Raw genomic sequence first — 20,836 nt, forward strand, 5'->3', positions numbered from 1 at the left:
TCAATCTTTAGATAAATTTCAGGTGGTGTTTCAAAAAGTATGCTGAAAAAAAACAGGTTGGCTTTTGATAAAATAGTGAGATGCAAATAACACTAGAAATCAAATGTCCAACCTGTCGAAGTGACAGTATAAAGAAAAATGGCTTCAAACTAAATGGTAAGCAAAACTATCAATGTAAAAACTGCAAGCGTCAGTTTATTGGGGATCATGCTCTTAGTTACCGAGGTTGTCATTCTGGTATAACAAATAAAATACTCCACCTGATGGTTAGAGGGGGTGGTATAAGAGATATTGCAGAAACCGAGCGTGTCAGCATAGGTAAGGTTTTACGAACATTAAGTAAATCCACTTATAAAATTCGCCCTAAGCAAAATTATTATGAATCTATTGAGGTTGATGAGTTTTGGACTTTTGTAGGAAATAAAAAGAATAAACAATGGCTTATTTACGCATACCATAGAGAAACAGGTGAAATTGTTGCTTATGTTTGGGGTAAACGAGATCTGGCGACAGTCCAACGATTGAAGGCAAAGTTAAAGCAATTAGGTGTTCACTACACCCGAATTTCAAGTGATCACTGGGATAGTTTTGTGACTGCCTTTAAAAACTGTAAGCAAAGTATTGGTAAGTTTTTTACTGTAGGTATTGAAGGAAATAATTGTAAAATAAGGCATCGAATTAGACGTAGTTTTAGGAAAAGTTGTAATTTTTCGAAAAAGCTTGAAAACCATTTTAAAGCCTTCGACTTAACCTTCTTTTATATCAATAATGGCTTCATTTAATTTCAGCATACTTTTGGAAACACCACCAAATTTCATTTTGAAAAATCCAGCAATATTTAACCAATTTCATGAATTTATTTCATAAAAAAGCACTCAAAAAATGAGTGCTTTTTTTGTGCTAATCTAATAATAAATACTTAGATTTCGCGTACTGCACCTTTCGCAGCACTTGTTGTGTGCATTGCATAGGCTTTTAAAGCTTTTGAAATTTTACGTGGACGTTCTTTTGCAGGCTTCCAACCTTTTGCTTCCTGAACTTCACGACGTTGTGCCAATACATCATCCGCAACTGCTAAATGAATTGTACGGTTTGGAATATCAATTTCGATACGGTCGCCATCTTCAACTAAAGCAATTGTACCGCCTTCAGCCGCTTCTGGTGAAACGTGACCAATTGAAAGACCTGAAGAACCACCCGAGAAACGACCATCTGTTACCAATGCACAATCTTTACCTAAACCTTTCGATTTTAAGTAACTTGTTGGGTACAACATTTCTTGCATACCCGGACCACCTTGTGGGCCTTCGTAACGGATCAGAACCACATCACCCGCAACAATTTTGCCACCAAGAATTGCCTCTACTGCATCATCTTGGCTTTCAAATACGCGTGCTGTACCGTTAAATTTAAGGATAGAGTCATCTACACCCGCAGTTTTTACGATACAGCCATCAAGTGCGATGTTACCGTAAAGTACTGCTAAACCACCATCTTTAGAGAAGGCATGTTCTGCATTACGAATCACACCATTTTCACGGTCACCATCAAGGCGTGAATAGTAACGATCTTGCGAAAATGCTGTTTGAGTTGGCACACCGCCCGGTGCAGATTTAAAGAATTTATATACGTCTTCATCTTCAGTGCGGATAATATCCCACTTGTCTAAAGCATCTTTTAATGTTGCCTCATGTACGGTTGGAACTGATGTATCTAGTAAGCCTGCACGATCTAACTCACCTAAGATTGACATAATGCCGCCAGCGCGGTGAATATCTTCCATATGGACATTTTTTACCGCAGGTGCAACTTTACATAGCACTGGCACTTTACGAGATAAACGATCGATATCGTCCATTGTAAAATCAACTTCTGCTTCGTGTGCAGCCGCCAACAAGTGAAGTACAGTATTGGTTGAACCGCCCATAGCAATGTCCAAAGTCATTGCATTTTCATACGATGCTTTAGTGGCTACATTACGTGGCAATACGCTGTAATCATTTTGTTCATAATGACGTTTAGTAATTTCAACGATCAATTGACCAGCTTTTTCAAATAACTTTTTACGGTTTGCATGTGTTGCAAGCGTAGAACCATTACCTGGTAAAGATAAACCTAAAGCTTCAGTTAAGCAGTTCATTGAGTTGGCAGTGAACATACCTGAACACGAACCACAAGTTGGACATGCAGAACGTTCATACGCTTTTACTTCTTCATCTGTAAAGTTGTCATCTGCTGCCACAATCATGGCATCAACAAGGTCAATTGCTTGTTCATTACCACGGATTTGGACTTTACCCGCTTCCATTGGACCGCCAGATACAAATACCACTGGAATGTTTAAGCGCATAGATGCCATTAACATCCCAGGTGTAATTTTGTCACAGTTTGAAATACACACCATTGCATCGGCGCAATGTGCATTCACCATGTATTCAACTGAGTCTGCAATTAAGTCACGTGATGGCAGTGAATACAGCATGCCGTCATGTCCCATTGCAATACCATCATCCACGGCAATGGTATTAAATTCTTTTGCCACACCACCAGATGCCTGAATTTGTTCAGCAACCAACTGACCTAAATCTTTTAGGTGTACATGACCCGGTACAAATTGAGTAAATGAGTTAACCACGGCAATAATTGGCTTACCGAAATCTTCATCTTTCATACCTGTTGCACGCCATAAGCCACGTGCGCCGGCCATATTTCTTCCGTGTGTTGATGTTTTTGAACGATAATCTGGCATGGTGTTTTCCAACAATGTATATGCTTGAATAAGTACTTAGCCTATTCTGGCGAAATATTCCTATTAATATTCAATATATCAGCCAAAGACTGAGTTTTCATACTATAACTTGTGTTTACAGTATGATCACTGAAATTTTCATTATCTATATGAAATTTCTTAATCAATCTTCAATTCAATACATGATTCTTTTTCTACTATACCGCTATATCGATAGAGAAAATATAAAAATTATATGAATAATTTTTCAATTTTGCATAAATAAAAGCTATAAAAAAGAGCTCCTCAGAACTCTTTTTTATAGCTTTTATATTATCTTTTATTGAAATATAAACCTGTACATTGTTTACCAATTTCATCCATACAAATTTCTGCTGCTATAGGAGAATGATATACGCTGAATTATCAGGAGACTTTCCCTTGGAAGATTCTAGGCAGCCAACTTATAAAAGTCTTCGGCCATTTGATTTGGTGTCTTAAAACCCAAACCCTTTTGAATTCTTCGATGATTATAAAATAACTCAATGTATTTTATAATATCTGCTTTGGCTTCTTCTCTGGTTTGATAGTTGTAATGATGCACTAACTCATTTTTCAGTATTCCCCAAAAGCTTTCAATCGGTGCATTATCGTAACAGTCTCCGCGCTTGCTCATTGAACCTTGAAAACCATATTGCTCAAGTATATTTCGATATTCATGGCTGCTATATTGACTTCCTCTGTCTGAATGCACAATCAGTTCTTTGGTTGGTTTTTGATTGTGAATAGCCATATTTAGCGCATTACAAACAAGCTGTGTTGTCATGCGCTCATTTAAGCTATAGCCAACCACTTGCTTCGTGTAAAGGTCTTTTACCGCTGCTAAATACAGCCATCCTTCAACAGTCCATATGTACGTAATATCACTTGACCATGCTTGATTTGGTCTAGTCATTGAGAATTGTTGCTCCAGCAGGTTTTCATAGATCGCTCGATTATGGTCACTATTCGTAGTCCTTTTAAAACGCTTGTGTCGCTTACAATACAGGTGGTTCAGCGCTTTTATCTGACGTACAGCGTACATACTCATTTTTATACCCTGAGCTTGTAAGTATTTGGTTAATCGAATATAACCATAGCTCTGCCTTGTCTCCTCATGGGCTATTTTCACCAATATCGTCTGTTGATTTCGTTGAATCGTTCTTTTGCTCACGCCTCTCTTGAGCCAATCATAAAAACATGAAACTGAAACATGAAGTAATCGAGCCATTAAGGTAATTGGAAAAGAATATCTTTTTTGTTTAATATAGGCGTACCTTACTGACTTTCTTTGGCAAAGTACGCTGCTGCCTTTTTTAAAAATTCACGTTCCATTTCAGCTATTTTGAGCTGTTGTTTGAGTTTTTTATTTTCTTCGAGTAGAGCGTTTAGATCAGGTGAATACTGTTTTGTACCTGCTAAAGTTCCAGCCTTTGCTTTGGTATTCCAATTTGAAAGAGTTTGCATTGAAATGCTAAGTTGTCTAGCTGTTTCCGAGACATTGCCTTGATTGGCTTCAATTAATTTGATGGCTTCAGCTTTAAATTCTGTGGTGTAAGTCTTGTGTTTCTTGCTCATGGTAAACTCCTGATGAGTGTGTTTAGTTTACCAAGTTAAAACCTCCTGTTTTTTCAGCACACATCATTTTCTTTTTAGTAAATAAAATCGCATATAATAAATGCAATTTTTCATTGGACTTGGTGTGTGAAAATCATCTTTGCAGGAACTCCTGAGTTTGCAGCATCTGCTTTGGCTGCTTTAATAAATACAAATCACGAAATTGTTGCGGTATATACTCAACCAGATCGTAAAGCTGGTCGTGGACAAAAACTCACAGCATCTGCTGTTAAACAACTTGCTTTAGAGCACAACATTCCCGTTTATCAACCTTTACATTTTAAGTCTTCGACTGAAGAAGGTTTAGCAGCACAAGCAGAGCTCAAAGCATTAAATGCTGACGTAATGGTCGTTGCCGCTTATGGTCTAATTTTGCCGCAAGTAGTTTTAGACACTCCTAAATACGGTTGTTTGAATATTCATGGTTCATTGTTACCCCGTTGGCGTGGTGCAGCGCCTATTCAGCGTGCTATTGCAACAGGTGATTCTGAAACTGGCGTAACCATTATGAAAATGGCAGCGGGTTTAGATACTGGCGATATGATGTTCAAAACAGTCTGTCCAATAGAAGCAACTGACACATCAGCAAGTTTGCATGACAAATTAGCAGAACAAGGTGCACAGGCAATTGTTGACGTATTAGAAACAGAAGAAAAATTACAACACTATTTAGATATTCGTGAAGTTCAAGATGAAGCTTTAACTGTTTATGCACATAAGCTTTCAAAAGCTGAAGCTGAAATAAATTGGGATGTTAATGCAAAGCAAATTGATTTAAATATTCGTGCTTTTAATCCGTGGCCTGTTGCCTTTATTGCTTTAGATGAAAAAAATAACTTGCGTGTTTGGAATTCACAAATCTCAACTCTAAGTGCAAACAATGCTAAAATAGGTGAAATTCTTGCCATAGATAAACACGGTGTACATGTTGCATGTGCAAATAATACCGTGATTACCCTTACATCTCTCCAATGGCCGGGGGGTAAACCTCTGAATGCCGTGCAAATTATGCAAACCCAAAAATTGAATCTTGGACAAATTTTATAATGAAGCAATCTTCCCACGCCTCGGGTAAAAACCTCAACTTACGTGCTCAGGTTGTGAAAACGTTATTGGCTGTCCAAAATGGTCAGTCATTACAATCTGTATTGGCTCAACACATGAATATTGTGTCGGATAAAGACCGTGCGCTTTATCATGAGCTAGTACTTGGTTGTTTACGTCAATGGCATTCGCTTAAACAGTTAACCCTACCTTTACTTTCTAAGCCTTTAGAAAATCAAGTTGTTGAAACTTGTCTTTATCTTGGTTTATATCAATTATTGTGTACTAGAGTTGCAGCACATGCGGCAATTTCAGAAACTGTAGAAGCTGCTAAACAACTTGGTATGGAAAGTTTAAGTGGCGTGGTGAATGCGATTTTACGTCGTGCTACACGTGAAACTGAAGAATTTTACGACGTACTTGAACAAGCACCTGGTTTACCAAGTTGGTTATCTAAGCGCTTGAAAAAAGACTGGCCAGAACAACTTGCTGAAATTAGTTATGAACTCAAGCAAGTTGCTCCTCTTACTTTACGTGTAAATACACGCCAAGTGGGTCGCGATGAATATCTTGATATTTTAGAAGATGAAGGTATTGATGCACATCGTTGTGAAATTTCAGAAGTTGGTATTGTGATGGACGAAAGTTTACACATTCCAAGCTTGCCTGGTTTCGAAGCGGGCGGTTTTTCTGTTCAAGATGAACATGCTCAACTTTGCGCAACTTTATTACCTAATTTAGATGGTAAGTTTGTGATTGATGCATGTTCTGCGCCTGGCGGTAAAACAGCGCATATTTTAGAAACATTCCAACCTAAAAAATTAATTGCACTCGATCAAGATGAAAAGCGCTTAAAACGTGTTTCTGAAAACTTAGAGCGTTTAATTTTAGATGGTAAGCATGTTGAAATTATTACTGCCAATGCAGTAACTTGGACTGCACCTGAACAAGCGGACTGTATTGTTTTAGATGCGCCATGTTCTGCTGTTGGTGTAATGCGTCGTCATCCTGATATTCGTTTACTTCGTCAATCTACAGATATTGCTAAAACTGTAGAATTGCAAAAGCAAATTCTTGAAAATATGTGGCAACAACTGAAAGCTGGTGGAACATTGCTTTACATTACCTGCTCAATTTTAAAAGCAGAAAATGAACAGCAGATGATTGAATTTTTCAAAAATCATTCTGATGCTCAAGAAGTTAAAATTGATGCAGATTGGGGTATTGAACAAATTCATGGTCGCCAACTTTTACCACAAGTTGGTCGTGGCGATGGTTTCTACTACTGCCGTATTCAAAAAGTTTAATTTCAGATTTATTTAAATTAAGCCATAAAAAAAGGAACCTTTGCGGTTCCTTTTTTTATGTTTATTCGTCTTCGTCAGGATGTTTAATTAAGTGAACTGTTGCCAAAATTAAACCACCCCAAAGTAAAACCGTTGAAATAATCAACATAATTGTTGCCGATGTATTCATCTTAGTTCTCCTCAGAATCTTTATCTTTTAAGCAACTAAATGCAATTGCACCAATAATAAATACAGCAAGAACAGCGCCTGCAATTGGCCATAGCACTTCAGGTGCGTATCCACCGTAACCTTCAGTTACTACAGCTTTAAGTGTTAAACCTAAAGCAACTAATAATGACAGTGGTGTAACTACTGTTAATAAGAAATCCCAACCTTTACCCAATTTAATACTTGAGTATTGGTTAATATGATCTTTTAACTGAGCCAATAAAGGACGACGGAACCAAGTTACCAATACAATAGAAAGTAAGCCACCCAATACAATACCAATGTTATTGGCAAAGTAATCGATAATATCTACAAAGGTGATTGCACTTTTTGTCGAGAAAATTAAAGTAGAAACAATAGCAGAACCACCAGCAACAATGGTTACGGCTTTCTTACGTGACCAACCCAATTTATCTTGGAAAGATGCAATTGGCACTTCTAAAATACTTACCATAGAGGTGATACCTGCTACAGCAAGAGATGAGAAGAATAAGAAACCAAATAAATCACCACCCGCACCTAAACTTGAAATAATTTTAGGGAATGCAATGAAGGCTAAGCCAATACCACCAGATACCACTTCATTTACAGGTACGCCTGCGCTAAATGCCATAAAACCTAGTGCAGCAAAAATACCAATACCTGCCAAAATTTCAAATGATGAGTTTGCTAATGCGACCACAACACCTGAACCGGTTAAGTTGGTTTTTACTTTTAAGTAAGATGCATAGGTCAACATGATCCCGAAGCCAATAGATAACGAGAAGAAGATATGACCAAAAGCAGCTAACCATACTTTATAGTTCGCCATTGCTTCCCAGTTTGGTGTAAAGAATGCATTTAAGCCCTCTACAGCACCTGGTAAACGCACAGCTTGAATCACTAAAATAGTAAATAAAATAACAAGTAATGGAATAAAAATCTTATTTGAAAGTTCTACACCTTTTTTCACACCACCATACAGAATGAACATGGTAATTGCCCAAACAATCACTAATCCAAAGAATAGTATTGGAACAAAACCAAATTCCAAACCTGTACCATTTTGTAAATAGGTATTAAAGAAGAAGCCTTGTGTATCTTCGCCCCATTTTTGACCAATGGAATAGAAGATATAACTACCAGCCCAAGATAGTACGCTTGCATAGTAAATACCAATGATTAGCGTAACCATTACTTGCCACCAACCTAAAGCTTCACTGTTCATAAGCTTTTTATAGGCTGTTGGTGGTGCTTTTCGGAACTTATGCCCTACAGCATAATCCAAGAATAATAATGGTAGCCCTGCTGCAAAAATAGCAACTAAGTATGGAATTAAAAATGCACCTCCACCATTTTCATAGGCAACATATGGAAAGCGCCAAATATTACCAAGGCCAACGGCAGATCCAATTGCGGCAATAATGAAGCCTGATCGTGCAGACCAATTTTCACGAGAATTTGTCATAAAACACCTAAATTTTGGGTACTCAATTGCTGCTTGTTATTAGGATGTATACGCAAGCAAGAAAGCGACCACTTAAAATATTTTTTGTCCGATTTAGTTTTATGCCTTTTGAGCATGCTGTTCTAAATATCAAACAGAACACCGTCAAAAATGCCTTGGTTAAAGTCCATTTTTAAATACGTGTCTTATATGAAAACAACAATAACGAGTTTTTACTTCTTTTTGTGTATTTTTTGCAAATTTTTTAGTTTTTATAATCTATATATTAATAAAGGATTAAAAATTAATCATATTTTGCAAAATAACTTAAAAATTATAATGTAATTTAAGTATCAACAATAGTATTCGCTATGCAAATGAGAAACAGAGAATAGAAATAGATTTTCATTTACTTGAATTGTCATTTATTCTTATGATCTGCAACCATATATTTATAGTTGCAGGTTTAAATTACACAAATGAAATATTAAAGCTTAATTGCTAAAACGCGTTCTTCTTGCATATCACGAATTGCTGACTGAATACCTTCACGCCCTAGTCCTGAGTCTTTGACACCACCATAAGGCATGTTATCTACCCGAAAAGATGGAATATCATTAATAATCACACCACCAACATGTAAGTTATTCCATGCATACATCATCTTATTTAAGTTTTGAGTATATACACCTGCTTGTAAACCAAATCGACTTGAATTGATTTTATCTATGCCCTGCTCAAAGGATTTATATTTCTCAATCACGGCAACAGGTCCAAAGACTTCATCTTTATATACTTCAAGTGATTCATCTACATTTTCAAGCAAAGTTGGTTCAAACATCACGCCTTGAACATCTCCACCTGAAAGCACTTTCGCTCCTTTTTTAATTGCTTTATCGACCCATTTTTTTAGTCGAATGGCTTCAGCATCCTTAATCATTGGACCCACCAATGTTGTGTCTAAAGATGGATCTGCGGCTTTAATTTTTTTCAGTTTTGAAATTAACTTTTTCTTCACATCTACATAAATATCCGCATGTACTAAAATGCGCTGTACGCTAATACACACCTGCCCTGCATGGTTATATGCTCCACCAATCAACCGATCAATAAATGCATCTGTAATTTCTGTGTCAGGTTCAACCAATACTGCGGCATTTCCACCCAATTCTAAGGTGACTTTTTTACGACCTGCACGGGCTTTCATATCCCAGCCCACAACATCTGAGCCTGTAAAACTCAAAAGCTTAAAGCGGTCATCTGTAACTAAGATATCTGCATGTTCTCTTGGGCAAGGTAAGACTGAAAATGCACCTTTAGGTAAGTCTGTTTCGGCTAAAACTTCAGCAATTTTAATTGCTGAAATTGGCGTTAAACTTGCAGGTTTTAATACAAATGGACAACCTGCTGCAATGGCTGGCGCAATTTTATGAGCCGTTAAATTAAGTGGAAAATTAAATGGGCTAATTAAAGAAACAACACCAATCGGAACTTGTTTTACGAAACCTTGATAACCTGATGATGATGCTGTGACCGCCAAAGGAATGAGCTTACCTTCATCTAGTTGTGTCACCGCATCTGCTGCAATTTGAAAGGTATTTATTAAACGTTCAACTTCTGCGGCTGCGGCTTTTCGAGGTTTTCCACCTTCTGCAATTAAAATTTCAATTAGTTCATCACGCATTTCATTAAAACGTTTTACGCAATGTAATAGTATTTTTTGTTTTTGAAATGGTTCTAATTTTGCCATTTCCTTTTCTGCTTTAACCGCAGATTGAATCGCTTTTTGTAATGTTTTCTCATCTGCTAATGCCACACGTGCAAATGTAGTTTGCTTGTATTTATCTTGCACATCTAACCATTTTTCGGTTTTGTAAGCCTTACCTGCAACATAAAGTGGATAGTCTTTAATGTGTTGATTGCTTTCGGTCATTACAGCATCCTCATTCTATAAAGCGTTTATATTTACTTGCCTTATATAATGCGCTTAGTTGGCTCAAGCTTCACTGTTTTTAAGTAACAATTTGATGTTTCCACTATGTACGCTATTTCGTACATTTAATGAGGAGAATGCCGAATATGCATCATTTTTTATTTATTTTATATTAGGTTCATACAGAGACAGGTAGGTCTCAATATAAGAAACAATAAAAAGAAGAAAATAATAGACAGCAGGATGCTAGGTACAACAGGAGTTTTACTTTTCATTGAATACAAAGAAACCCCGTCAGGATGATGGGGTATCTTTTTTATAAATTACACATTTTATTCTTATAATAAAAATATAGCATATTGAATTTTGTCTTTACTTCTTACAACTCATTTCTATAAGTAATTTTAATTTATCCATTTTCACTAATAGTTACTAAAACGTTAATTATCATTAGCTTAAAAAATATAATCCATCATTATTTATTCTAGAGGAAATTTGATTTTACCTTCTTTAACTAATTTACTCATACCTTTCATTCTCCGATAATGAGCCAATAATAGTTTAGAAACTTCTTCTTCATCTCCAAAATTATCATACATATCCTTCAAACTATTAAATCCTAAGCCTTTTGCTAGCTCTTCATTTAACTTTCTAACATGTTTTATAGTTTCTACATCAAGTTTTAAAAGATGATTCTGCTTCTCTTTACGCTTTCGTCCAAGTTCAATAAGTATACTATGCAACTTATTATAAGTTTCAGCAGTAGCCGTTAATCCCTTAATAAATGCAGCAATGCTTAAAGCTATATTTATCGCTACTTCATAATTTAAAATCAGCTCTATAAATCCAGGTGACGCATAAGATATAGCACGTACTTTTGGACGCTCCTTACTTGGTATATGCTTAATAAATAAAGAATATATATTTACATACGTTAATCCATCACGAAGCTTATATTCATTTAGCTCATTAAATAAAGCTGCTGCTCTTGAATTATTTATATTATTTTCAAGGCAATATAAAAATGCATAATTCTGCATATATAGTCTTGTAAAATCATTTAAATTTTCTAATGTCCACCTTTCATCTAAAAGCACTCTATAATTCTCTGCATCATACTTTTTAAGTATCATTAAAACTTCCCTATTATTAATACCTTAATTTGATAAATAATATTTTATTTTTCCTAATATTTTCATTCTTAAAATTCCATTTTTATTATTTCTTTTATTTCCCCCGCCCATAAAAAAACCCCCTCCAATACGGAGGGGGTTTTAGAATTAATGAGCTGGCGATGACTTACTCTCACATGGGTAACCCCACACTACCATCAGCGCAAAGAGGTTTCACTTCTGAGTTCGGGAAGGGATCAGGTGGTTCACTCTTGCTATTGTCGCCAGCACAACTGTTTATGGACTTATTCGGGTCTTATTTACATCATTTGATGTATGCCTTACTTCGTACCAAATAGAATACATTAACAGGTATATCTGAGTTGAACATTGTCTTACTAACTTTCTTCTGAATCAAGCTATTTTGCTTAATATCGAATCAATTGAGCTTTATACAACAACTGTTTGGGTGTTGTATAGTCAAGCCTCACGAGCAATTAGTATTGGTCAGCTTCACATATCACTATGCTTCCACATCCAACCTATCAACGTCGTAGTCTTCAACGGCTCTTTAGAGGACATAAAGTCCTAGGGAAATCTTATCTTGAGGTAGGCTTCCCGCTTAGATGCTTTCAGCGGTTATCCCTTCCGAACATAGCTACCCGGCGATGCGACTGGCGTCACAACCGGTACACCAGAGGTTCGTCCACTCTGGTCCTCTCGTACTAGGAGCAGATCCTCTCAAATTTCCAACGCCCACGGTAGATAGGGACCGAACTGTCTCACGACGTTCTAAACCCAGCTCGCGTACCTCTTTAAATGGCGAACAGCCATACCCTTGGGACCTGCTTCAGCCCCAGGATGAGATGAGCCGACATCGAGGTGCCAAACACCGCCGTCGATATGAACTCTTGGGCGGTATCAGCCTGTTATCCCCAGAGTACCTTTTATCCGTTGAGCGATGGCCCTTCCATACAGAACCACCGGATCACTAAGACCTACTTTCGTACCTGCTCGACTTGTGGGTCTCGCAGTTAAGCGCGCTTTTGCCTTTATACTCTACGCGTGATTTCCGACCACGCTGAGCGCACCTTCGTACTCCTCCGTTACTCTTTAGGAGGAGACCGCCCCAGTCAAACTACCCACCAGACATGGTCCTCGCTCCAGATTATGGAGCAGAGTTAGAACCTCAATATTACCAGGGTGGTATTTCAAGATTGGCTCCACCGCAACTAGCGTCGCGGTTTCAAAGCCTCCCACCTATCCTACACAAGTAAGATCAAAGTTCAATGTCAAGCTGCAGTAAAGGTTCACGGGGTCTTTCCGTCTAGCCGCGGGTACACCGCATCTTCACGGCGAATTCGATTTCACTGAGCCTCTGCTGGAGACAGCGCCCCCATCATTATGCCATTCGTGCAGGTCGGAACTTACCCGACAAGGAATTTCGCTACCTTAGGACCGTTATAGTTACGGCCGCCGTTTACTGGGGCTTCGATCAAGAGCTTCGCTTACGCTAACCCCATCAATTAACCTTCCAGCACCGGGCAGGCATCACACCCTATACGTCCACTTTCGTGTTTGCAGAGTGCTATGTTTTTAATAAACAGTTGCAGGGGCCTGGTTTCTGTGGCTGCCGATAGCTCAGGAAGCAAGTTCCATCACCGTCAGCAGCGTACCTTCTCCCGAAGTTACGGTACCATTTTGCCTAGTTCCTTCAGCAGAGTTCTCTCAAGCGCTTTGGTCTACTCGACCTGACCACCTGTGTCGGTTTCGGGTACGATTCCTGTGTAACTGAAGCTTAGAGACTTTTCCTGGAAGTATAGTATCAGCCACTTCGCTAATAAATTAGCTTGCTATCAGTTCTCAGCATAGAGTACCCCGGATTTGCCTAAGATACATGCCTACAACCTTTCACCTGGACAACCAACGCCAGGCTGACTTAACTTTCTCCGTCCTCTCATCGCATTACACAGAAGTATTGGAATATTAACCAATTTCCCATCGACTACGCCTCTCGGCCTCGCCTTAGGGGTCGACTCACCCAGCCCCGATTAACGTTGGACTGGAACCCTTGGTCTTTCAGCGAACGGGTTTTTCACCCGTTTTGTCGTTACTCACGTCAGCATTCGCACTTCTGATACCTCCAGCAGACTTCTCAATCCACCTTCATCGGCTTACAGAACGCTCCCCTACCACTTGCAATAAATTGCAAATCCGCAGCTTCGGCATATAGTTTTAGCCCCGTTACATCTTCCGCGCAGGCCGACTCGACTAGTGAGCTATTACGCTTTCTTTAAAGGGTGGCTGCTTCTAAGCCAACCTCCTAGCTGTCTATGCCTTCCCACATCGTTTCCCACTTAACTATAATTTTGGGGCCTTAGCTGGCGGTCTGGATTGTTTTCCTCTTGACTACGGACGTTAGCACCCGCAGTCTGTCTCCCGGATAGTACTCATTGGTATTCGGAGTTTGCATCGGTTTGGTAAGTCGGGATGACCCCCTAGCCGAAACAGTGCTCTACCCCCAATGGTATTCGTCCGAGGCGCTACCTAAATAGCTTTCGGGGAGAACCAGCTATCACCAAGTTTGATTAGCCTTTCACCCCTATCCACAAGTCATCCCCTGGCTTTTCAACGACAGTGGGTTCGGTCCTCCAGTTAGTGTTACCCAACCTTCAACCTGCTCATGGATAGATCACCTGGTTTCGGGTCTATGCCCAGCAACTAAACGCCCTATTAAGACTCGATTTCTCTACGGCTCCCCTATTCGGTTAACCTTGCTACTGAACATAAGTCGCTGACCCATTATACAAAAGGTACGCAGTCACCGGACACAATGCCGGCTCCCACTGCTTGTATGCATGCGGTTTCAGGATCTATTTCACTCCCCTCACAGGGGTTCTTTTCGCCTTTCCCTCACGGTACTGGTTCACTATCGGTCAGTCAGGAGTATTTAGCCTTGGAGGATGGTCCCCCCATATTCAGACAAGGTTTCACGTGCCCCGCCCTACTCGACATCATCATATAAGCCCTTTCGTGTACAGGACTATCACCCACTATGGTTGCACTTCCCAGAGCATTCCACTAGAACTTATATGACTTAATGGGCTGTTCCCCTTTCGCTCGCCGCTACTGAGGGAATCTCAATTGATTTCTTTTCCTAAGGGTACTGAGATGTTTCACTTCCCCTCGTTCGCCTTGCAACACTATGTATTCATGTTGCAATACCTACCTTATGGTAAGTGGGTTTCCCCATTCAGAAATCTCCGGATCACAGGATATTTGCCGCCTCCCCGGAGCTTATCGCAGGCTATTACGTCTTTCATCGCCTCTGACTGCCAAGGCATCCACCACATGCACTTAATTACTTGACTATACAACCCCAAACAGTCGTTAATCCCTACAAGTAGGATTAGCAACAGATCAACTAACAAGTTAGTCAATCATACAGTTGGCGTCTGTGCACTTAAGCACTGTACAGCTTCAATTAGATTCATATACCAAAACGCTTGATTCAGTTTAATCGCTAGTAAATCATCATTCTCGTAAACTCAGAATTGCTTCTTCGTTTTTAAGTTTGATGAGTTATGAACAAATTATTTCAACTCAAATATATTCTGTTAATGATTTTTCTAGCCTTCGTCAGGTCTAGAAACTGTGATAAATCACAGAACTTAATAAACTTAAACTCTATCGTTTAATTTACTAAATTCTATAATCTCTCAGCTTATATATCGTAAACGATATATGGTGGAGACTAGGAGAGTCGAACTCCTGACCTCCTGCGTGCAAAGCAGGCGCTCTACCAACTAAGCTAAGTCCCCAGCTTATCATATAGATTCAATGTCTCTGATTCTCTGTCTTACTCTGCAATTAATTGCTTCGTCAGTAGTGGTGGGTCTGACAAGACTTGAACTTGTGACCCCACGCTTATCAAGCGTGTGCTCTAACCAACTGAGCTACAGACCCTCAGGTACATCGTATGAAGAACAACTTGTTGTGGATTCTTACCAATCGTCAATCTTTCGTTAAGGAGGTGATCCAGCCGCAGGTTCCCCTACGGCTACCTTGTTACGACTTCACCCCAGTCGTCGGCCACACCGTGGTAAGCGTCCTCCTTGCGGTTAGACTACCTACTTCTGGTGCAACAAACTCCCATGGTGTGACGGGCGGTGTGTACAAGGCCCGGGAACGTATTCACCGCGGCATTCTGATCCGCGATTACTAGCGATTCCGACTTCACGCAGTCGAGTTGCAGACTGCGATCCGGACTACGATCGGCTTTTTGAGATTAGCATCCTCTCGCGAGGTAGCAACCCTTTGTACCGACCATTGTAGCACGTGTGTAGCCCTGGTCGTAAGGGCCATGATGACTTGACGTCGTCCCCGCCTTCCTCCAGTTTGTCACTGGCAGTATCCTTAAAGTTCCCACCCGAAGTGCTGGCAAATAAGGAAAAGGGTTGCGCTCGTTGCGGGACTTAACCCAACATCTCACGACACGAGCTGACGACAGCCATGCAGCACCTGTATGTAAGCTCCCGAAGGCACCAATCCATCTCTGGAAAGTTCTTACTATGTCAAGACCAGGTAAGGTTCTTCGCGTTGCATCGAATTAAACCACATGCTCCACCGCTTGTGCGGGCCCCCGTCAATTCATTTGAGTTTTAGTCTTGCGACCGTACTCCCCAGGCGGTCTACTTATCGCGTTAGCTGCGCCACTAAAGCCTCAAAGGCCCCAACGGCTAGTAGACATCGTTTACGGCATGGACTACCAGGGTATCTAATCCTGTTTGCTCCCCATGCTTTCGTGCCTCAGTGTCAGTATTAGGCCAGATGGCTGCCTTCGCCATCGGTATTCCTCCAGATCTCTACGCATTTCACCGCTACACCTGGAATTCTACCATCCTCTCCCATACTCTAGTCTCCCAGTATCGAATGCAATTCCTAAGTTAAGCTCAGGGATTTCACATCCGACTTAAAAGACCACCTACGCACGCTTTACGCCCAGTAAATCCGATTAACGCTCGCACCCTCTGTATTACCGCGGCTGCTGGCACAGAGTTAGCCGGTGCTTATTCTGCGAGTAACGTCCACTATCCAAGAGTATTAATCTCGGTAGCCTCCTCCTCGCTTAAAGTGCTTTACAACCAAAAGGCCTTCTTCACACACGCGGCATGGCTGGATCAGGGTTCCCCCCATTGTCCAATATTCCCCACTGCTGCCTCCCGTAGGAGTCTGGGCCGTGTCTCAGTCCCAGTGTGGCGGATCATCCTCTCAGACCCGCTACAGATCGTCGCCTTGGTAGGCCTTTACCCCACCAACTAGCTAATCTGACTTAGGCTCATCTATTAACGCAAGGTCCGAAGATCCCCTGCTTTCCCCCGTAGGGCGTATGCGGTATTAGCAGCCGTTTCCAACTGTTGTCCCCCATTAATAGGTAGATTCCTAAGCATTACTCACCCGTCCGCCGCTGAATCCTGTAGCAAGCTACTTTCATCCGCTCGACTTGCATGTGTTAAGCCTGCCGCCAGCGTTCAATCTGAGCCATGATCAAACTCTTCAGTTTAAAATCAGTAGTACCTTTAAAGGGTACCAATCTTGGCTCATCAATTTTCTGACAAATATTTCTCAAATAAACTTCGAGTAATTTCTACCTTCAAATCAATGAAAATAATTTCGATTGATCAATCAGTAAAAATCCACACAAGTTGTTCTTCATAATCTCTTAATGATCTTTCTAACACCTCGTCAGTGCTAGAAGCTGGACTTCAATAAACTTAACAACTCAGCACTTCGTGCTTCGTTCGTTTCCGTCTATCTCGTCGGTATGGGTGCATTCTAGAGGATTCCTTAAGCTTTGCAAGCGCTTTTAACCTCTTGTTTTCACGAGTGTTGTATTTTTACGCACCATTTTGAATCAAAAATACACAACTTAGCACCCAACCCATTAATATTTCACACAAATATGTATTTTTAATTAAAACACATTTTTATATGCATTTTTTTAATTCGTTGGTGCTTTTATCTTCATATTGATAATTTCAACAGCTTCTACAGGTACATCTTGATGTGTTAGTTTATTTTGCGTTGGCACATTTGCTATTTTATCTACTATATCCATACCTTTAATGACCTTGCCAAATACGGCATAGCCTGCATTTCTTTCTGCTTTATTCAAAAAAGCATTGTCCTCTAAATTAATAAAGAACTGGCTTGATGCAGAATTAGGATCATTACGACGCGCCATTGCTAAAGTGCCACGGCTATTTAACAGACCATTGCTAGATTCATTACGAATAGTTTCATTAGTTTGTTTTTCTGAAAGATCTTTAGTCATACCACCACCCTGAATCATGAATCCTGGGATTACACGATGGAAAACAGTTCCGTTATAAAAACTACTATCTATATAGCGCTTAAAGTTATCTACTGTAATAGGCGCTTTATCATCATAAAGCTCGAGTTCCACCACACCTACGGACGTTTTCATTTCAACAATAGTATTTGCAGCCATCACACTAATAGTAGCGAAGCCCATTGTCGTTGCTAAAATAATTTGCTTTAACATTTGATACCTATATTCAGATTCACATCACTTGCGTTGCATCATATGCATCTATAGCTATTAAATCTGTTTAAGAAACATAATTTGTTTAAAGTTTACGCTAAAAAACCACACGCATATATTTTTTACTTTTTAGACATAGATCTTAGTTGTTCATCATTTATCTTATCTATACGTTATTCACTACATATATAGTCAAAAAGCTGCTTTATCTTTATTTATATTATTTGTTTCACGTGGAACATTTTTTAGACAAATTATTTAATGATTGAGGTTTGCCTATATAGCCATTCTATCGATGTCTTAAAATGATGGCTTCTAACAAAGTTACTAAAATCAATGTAGCCCTTCTATCCTTTATTCTTCATCCGAAGAACCTAATATAGTTTTTATAAGAAATACTGCAACTCAACCAATTATACAAAACCTTAAATACGGTGATGAAATGCCGAAATGAAATAAACCCAAAGATAAAATGTATCTTTGGGTTTATTTTTGGGAGAGATCAACTATTGAGAATGCCGCTTTTTGTTTAACAACAAAGCGTATTAAATTAATTAAAAATAATATAAAAAAAAGGCCCACCCATAGGACGGGTAAGCCTTGAAAACTAAATAATAAAATAAGAAGAAACATACAGCGATATGAATCTGAGTAAATAATATTCAACTTATCACATCTTGTGAAATATAATTTTAATCGATATTAATAGGTTTTAAATCTTAATAAAATTTTAAGTATAAAAAAAGCTGACCATGGGGATGATCAGCCAAAAACAAGAATTGAGTTGCAGTAACCATATTTAGCTCTCTCCTCAAAATATAGCCACTGCGTATATAGACATAATAGCGATGAAATCTCGCTTCGTAAAAACGATATATTTCATAATATTAATCAACTATTACGATCAATCATTATTTTCTATTACTGATTAACAACTTAAGGCCACTTCACCTCACCTTTTACAACTTTTGCGCCAAGTTCAAGACTAGAATCCCCTGCTAATTCAGGATATTTCTTTTTCATTTGTGCAATAAGTTCTGCTGAATTTTTTGATGCTGTAACTGCTTTTTCATATTGAGCTAAATAGTCCAATGAAAAGTTCACTGCTGCTAAATTTTGCGGTGCATTTACAGAGGTATGTGCAGGAACAACAACTTCAGGATTCAGTTTTTTAATATCGTTTAAAGTGGCTGCCACGCTTGCACGATCTTGTTTTGTCGCAGAATCTGCCATCCACAAATGAGAACCCGAAGTTACAGGAATACCACCTACAACTGCTTTTTGTTGTGGAATCCACAAATAAGTCAGTTCATTTTTACCTTTAATCTCAATATTCACATCTTCGAGTCTTAACTTTTTAGATGTGTAAGCTTCTGGCACAATAATTTTGCTTGGTGCATTTGCGCCCATTTGCGGTGCCCAATAATCCACTTTCAATTGATATGTAGATTGAATATGTTTAACAGTTTCAGGGGTTGCAACAATTTGAACATTTGGGAAATATGTTTTAAATACGTCTAAAGCGAAGTAAAAATCTGGATCGCCATAACTAACAAAAATAGTTTTTAAATTTTTACCAGAATCGATAATATCTGCTGCAATACGTAATGCTTCTGATTTTGAAAATTGAGCATTTACTAAAATTGCATCTTTATCGCCTTCTAATAATGTTGATGTCACACCAAAATGTTCTGGTGCAGCAACATAGTTTTTAATTTTTAAATCTTGCGCCATTGCAGTATGCATACCAAGTGCAAGCGTTGTTAAAGTAATCGCTGTTGTTTTCAAAGATTTCATTTTTTGTATGTCTCTATATTTGATAGATACACTTTAAATTGCAATCATGTTTAATAAACACACAAAATTAAGATAAACTATTGCATAAATTGCAACAATCATAAAAATTATGGATACATTAAAAGCAATACAAGTTTTTGTTTGCATTGAAAAAAATGGTAGTTTAACCAAAGCAGCAGATCAGCTTGGCTATTCACGTGCAATGGTTTCTCGCTATTTAGAACATTTAGAAAACCACTTTTCGACACGTTTATTTCATAGAAGTACGCGTAATATCTCCTTAACAAGCGCAGGAGAAAAAGCACTTTTATATTGTCAAAATATTCTCCAGCAACAAAAACTTCTTCAAGAACTCTCTTTAGAAGAACAATATACGGGTACGATTCGTTTAACTTGCGGTTTATTTATTTTAGAAAATGGATTGGTTCAAGCTATTCAAGCTTTCCAAAAAAAATACACGCATATTCGATTTGATATTTTAATTACAGAAGAAACGCTAGATTTGGTTGAAGCTCAAATTGATGTTGCTTTTCGAATTACAGCAAAAGTGTCTGACAGTTTAATTGCACGACCTTTATTACAAGTGCATTCTGTACTGTGTGCTCACCGTGAATATTTAGAAGCACTACCTAAAATTGTGCATCCAGATCAACTCATTCAATATGCATGTATTACACATCACAGCATGCAAAATACTTGGACACTTTCCACACAAGAACAACAGCCTCAAAACTACCCTATTCGTATTGTTGCTCAAAGTAATGATGCGCATGCATTACATCAAATGTGTCGCAATAAAATGGGCATTGCAATGTTGCCTTATACAATAGTGAAAGATGACTTAGAAAATAGAACTTTAATTGAAGTTTTAAGCAATTATGAAGCACCTCAAATGACACTTTCTGCGGTGTATTCTTCACGACGCTATCTACCTAAAAAGACACAAGAATTTATCGCTTTTGTGATTGAGCATCTTAAAAAATAGTTCAACTTTCAAAATTTAAGTAAATTTAATTATTCATATCGCTTGAATTTTTCTAGCTCGCCCCGATTTCTGTAT

General features: G+C 38.8%; 12 protein-coding genes, 2 tRNA genes and 3 rRNA genes. 4 read left to right on the forward strand and 13 right to left on the reverse strand.

What is annotated here, in order from left to right:
- The first annotated feature begins 80 nt into the window (after positions 1 to 80).
- Positions 81 to 782: an IS1 family transposase gene (locus tag MZO21_RS12550; protein WP_152874006.1), complete on the forward strand. Its 702-nt coding sequence runs from the start codon at positions 81 to 83 to the stop codon at positions 780 to 782.
- Between the two features lie 137 nt (positions 783 to 919).
- Here MZO21_RS12550 and ilvD read toward each other — a convergent pair whose 3' ends face one another.
- A complete protein-coding gene (gene ilvD, locus MZO21_RS12555) occupies positions 920 to 2,749 on the reverse strand; it encodes a dihydroxy-acid dehydratase (RefSeq protein ID WP_154773807.1) in 1,830 nt (609 codons plus the stop codon).
- Positions 2,750 to 3,179: 430 nt separating this feature from the next.
- Positions 3,180 to 4,345, reverse strand: a protein-coding gene (locus MZO21_RS12560; protein WP_248104027.1) for an IS3-like element ISAba22 family transposase whose coding sequence is annotated in 2 segments (ribosomal slippage) — positions 3,180 to 4,087 and positions 4,087 to 4,345 — 1,167 coding nt in all. Because the reading frame shifts where the segments join, the coding sequence is not laid out codon by codon here.
- Between the two features lie 126 nt (positions 4,346 to 4,471).
- On the opposite strand from MZO21_RS12560, the gene fmt reads away from it, so the two are divergent.
- Both fmt and rsmB read left to right on the forward strand, forming a co-directional pair.
- Positions 4,472 to 5,431 (forward strand): methionyl-tRNA formyltransferase, encoded by a 960-nt coding sequence (gene fmt, locus MZO21_RS12565; RefSeq protein WP_171501375.1) that lies wholly within the window; start codon positions 4,472 to 4,474, stop codon positions 5,429 to 5,431.
- The gene (gene rsmB / locus MZO21_RS12570; RefSeq protein WP_154773722.1) at positions 5,431 to 6,735 is read left to right on the forward strand and encodes a 16S rRNA (cytosine(967)-C(5))-methyltransferase RsmB; all 1,305 of its coding nucleotides are present in this window, start codon (positions 5,431 to 5,433) and stop codon (positions 6,733 to 6,735) included. The genes fmt and rsmB overlap by 1 nt, the downstream gene beginning before the upstream one ends.
- A 61-nt stretch (positions 6,736 to 6,796) precedes the next feature.
- On the opposite strand, the gene MZO21_RS12575 is transcribed toward rsmB, so the two are convergent.
- From MZO21_RS12575 to MZO21_RS12625, 11 genes are all read right to left on the reverse strand, one after another.
- The gene (locus MZO21_RS12575) at positions 6,797 to 6,904 is read right to left on the reverse strand and encodes a methionine/alanine import family NSS transporter small subunit (protein ID WP_154773724.1); all 108 of its coding nucleotides are present in this window, start codon (positions 6,902 to 6,904) and stop codon (positions 6,797 to 6,799) included.
- 1 nt (position 6,905) lies between these two features.
- Positions 6,906 to 8,390, reverse strand: a complete 1,485-nt coding sequence (locus MZO21_RS12580) for a sodium-dependent transporter (protein ID WP_248104024.1) — start codon at positions 8,388 to 8,390, stop codon at positions 6,906 to 6,908.
- 466 nt (positions 8,391 to 8,856) lie between these two features.
- On the reverse strand, positions 8,857 to 10,302 hold the full coding sequence (locus tag MZO21_RS12585) for an aldehyde dehydrogenase family protein (RefSeq protein WP_248104021.1): 1,446 nt from the start codon (positions 10,300 to 10,302) through the stop codon (positions 8,857 to 8,859).
- Positions 10,303 to 10,781: 479 nt separating this feature from the next.
- Positions 10,782 to 11,435, reverse strand: coding sequence for a hypothetical protein (locus MZO21_RS12590; RefSeq protein ID WP_248104018.1), 654 nt, complete (start codon positions 11,433 to 11,435; stop codon positions 10,782 to 10,784).
- A 153-nt stretch (positions 11,436 to 11,588) separates the two neighbouring features.
- Positions 11,589 to 11,703, reverse strand: a 5S ribosomal RNA gene (gene rrf, locus MZO21_RS12595).
- A 187-nt stretch (positions 11,704 to 11,890) separates the two neighbouring features.
- Positions 11,891 to 14,785 (reverse strand): 23S ribosomal RNA (locus MZO21_RS12600).
- Positions 14,786 to 15,159: 374 nt separating this feature from the next.
- Positions 15,160 to 15,235, reverse strand: a tRNA-Ala gene (locus MZO21_RS12605).
- Between the two features lie 68 nt (positions 15,236 to 15,303).
- A tRNA-Ile gene (locus tag MZO21_RS12610) sits at positions 15,304 to 15,380 on the reverse strand.
- 60 nt (positions 15,381 to 15,440) lie between these two features.
- Positions 15,441 to 16,977, reverse strand: a 16S ribosomal RNA gene (locus MZO21_RS12615).
- The 16S, 23S and 5S rRNA genes sit together here with 2 tRNA genes alongside, the layout of an rRNA operon.
- Before the next feature lie 438 nt (positions 16,978 to 17,415).
- Positions 17,416 to 17,979, reverse strand: coding sequence for a peptidylprolyl isomerase (locus tag MZO21_RS12620; RefSeq protein WP_154772980.1), 564 nt, complete (start codon positions 17,977 to 17,979; stop codon positions 17,416 to 17,418).
- Between the two features lie 936 nt (positions 17,980 to 18,915).
- Positions 18,916 to 19,776 carry an MBL fold metallo-hydrolase gene (locus MZO21_RS12625; RefSeq protein ID WP_407060891.1) on the reverse strand — a complete coding sequence of 287 codons (861 nt, stop codon included), beginning with the start codon at positions 19,774 to 19,776 and terminating at the stop codon, positions 18,916 to 18,918.
- A gap of 109 nt (positions 19,777 to 19,885) precedes the next feature.
- Here MZO21_RS12625 and MZO21_RS12630 point away from each other — a divergent pair, with 109 nt between their 5' ends.
- Positions 19,886 to 20,761: a LysR family transcriptional regulator gene (locus MZO21_RS12630; protein WP_154772981.1), complete on the forward strand. Its 876-nt coding sequence runs from the start codon at positions 19,886 to 19,888 to the stop codon at positions 20,759 to 20,761.
- Positions 20,762 to 20,836: the final 75 nt, after the last annotated feature.

Source organism: Acinetobacter portensis, from assembly GCF_023158935.1.
In the GTDB taxonomy this organism is placed as follows: Bacteria; Pseudomonadota; Gammaproteobacteria; order Pseudomonadales; family Moraxellaceae; genus Acinetobacter; species Acinetobacter faecalis.

What these genes read in the sequence shown, in the direction of transcription:
- MZO21_RS12550 (WP_152874006.1), top strand. Translation starts at nt 81, where the DNA reads ATGCAAATAACACTAGAAATCAAATGTCCAACCTGTCGAAGTGACAGT.
- MZO21_RS12630 (WP_154772981.1), top strand. Translation starts at nt 19,886, where the DNA reads ATGGATACATTAAAAGCAATACAAGTTTTTGTTTGCATTGAAAAAAAT.
- MZO21_RS12625 (WP_407060891.1), bottom strand. Translation starts at nt 19,776, where the DNA reads ATGAAATCTTTGAAAACAACAGCGATTACTTTAACAACGCTTGCACTT.
- ilvD (WP_154773807.1), bottom strand. Translation starts at nt 2,749, where the DNA reads ATGCCAGATTATCGTTCAAAAACATCAACACACGGAAGAAATATGGCC.
- MZO21_RS12580 (WP_248104024.1), bottom strand. Translation starts at nt 8,390, where the DNA reads ATGACAAATTCTCGTGAAAATTGGTCTGCACGATCAGGCTTCATTATT.
- rsmB (WP_154773722.1), top strand. Translation starts at nt 5,431, where the DNA reads ATGAAGCAATCTTCCCACGCCTCGGGTAAAAACCTCAACTTACGTGCT.
- MZO21_RS12590 (WP_248104018.1), bottom strand. Translation starts at nt 11,435, where the DNA reads ATGATACTTAAAAAGTATGATGCAGAGAATTATAGAGTGCTTTTAGAT.
- MZO21_RS12620 (WP_154772980.1), bottom strand. Translation starts at nt 17,979, where the DNA reads ATGTTAAAGCAAATTATTTTAGCAACGACAATGGGCTTCGCTACTATT.
- MZO21_RS12575 (WP_154773724.1), bottom strand. Translation starts at nt 6,904, where the DNA reads ATGAATACATCGGCAACAATTATGTTGATTATTTCAACGGTTTTACTT.
- MZO21_RS12585 (WP_248104021.1), bottom strand. Translation starts at nt 10,302, where the DNA reads ATGACCGAAAGCAATCAACACATTAAAGACTATCCACTTTATGTTGCA.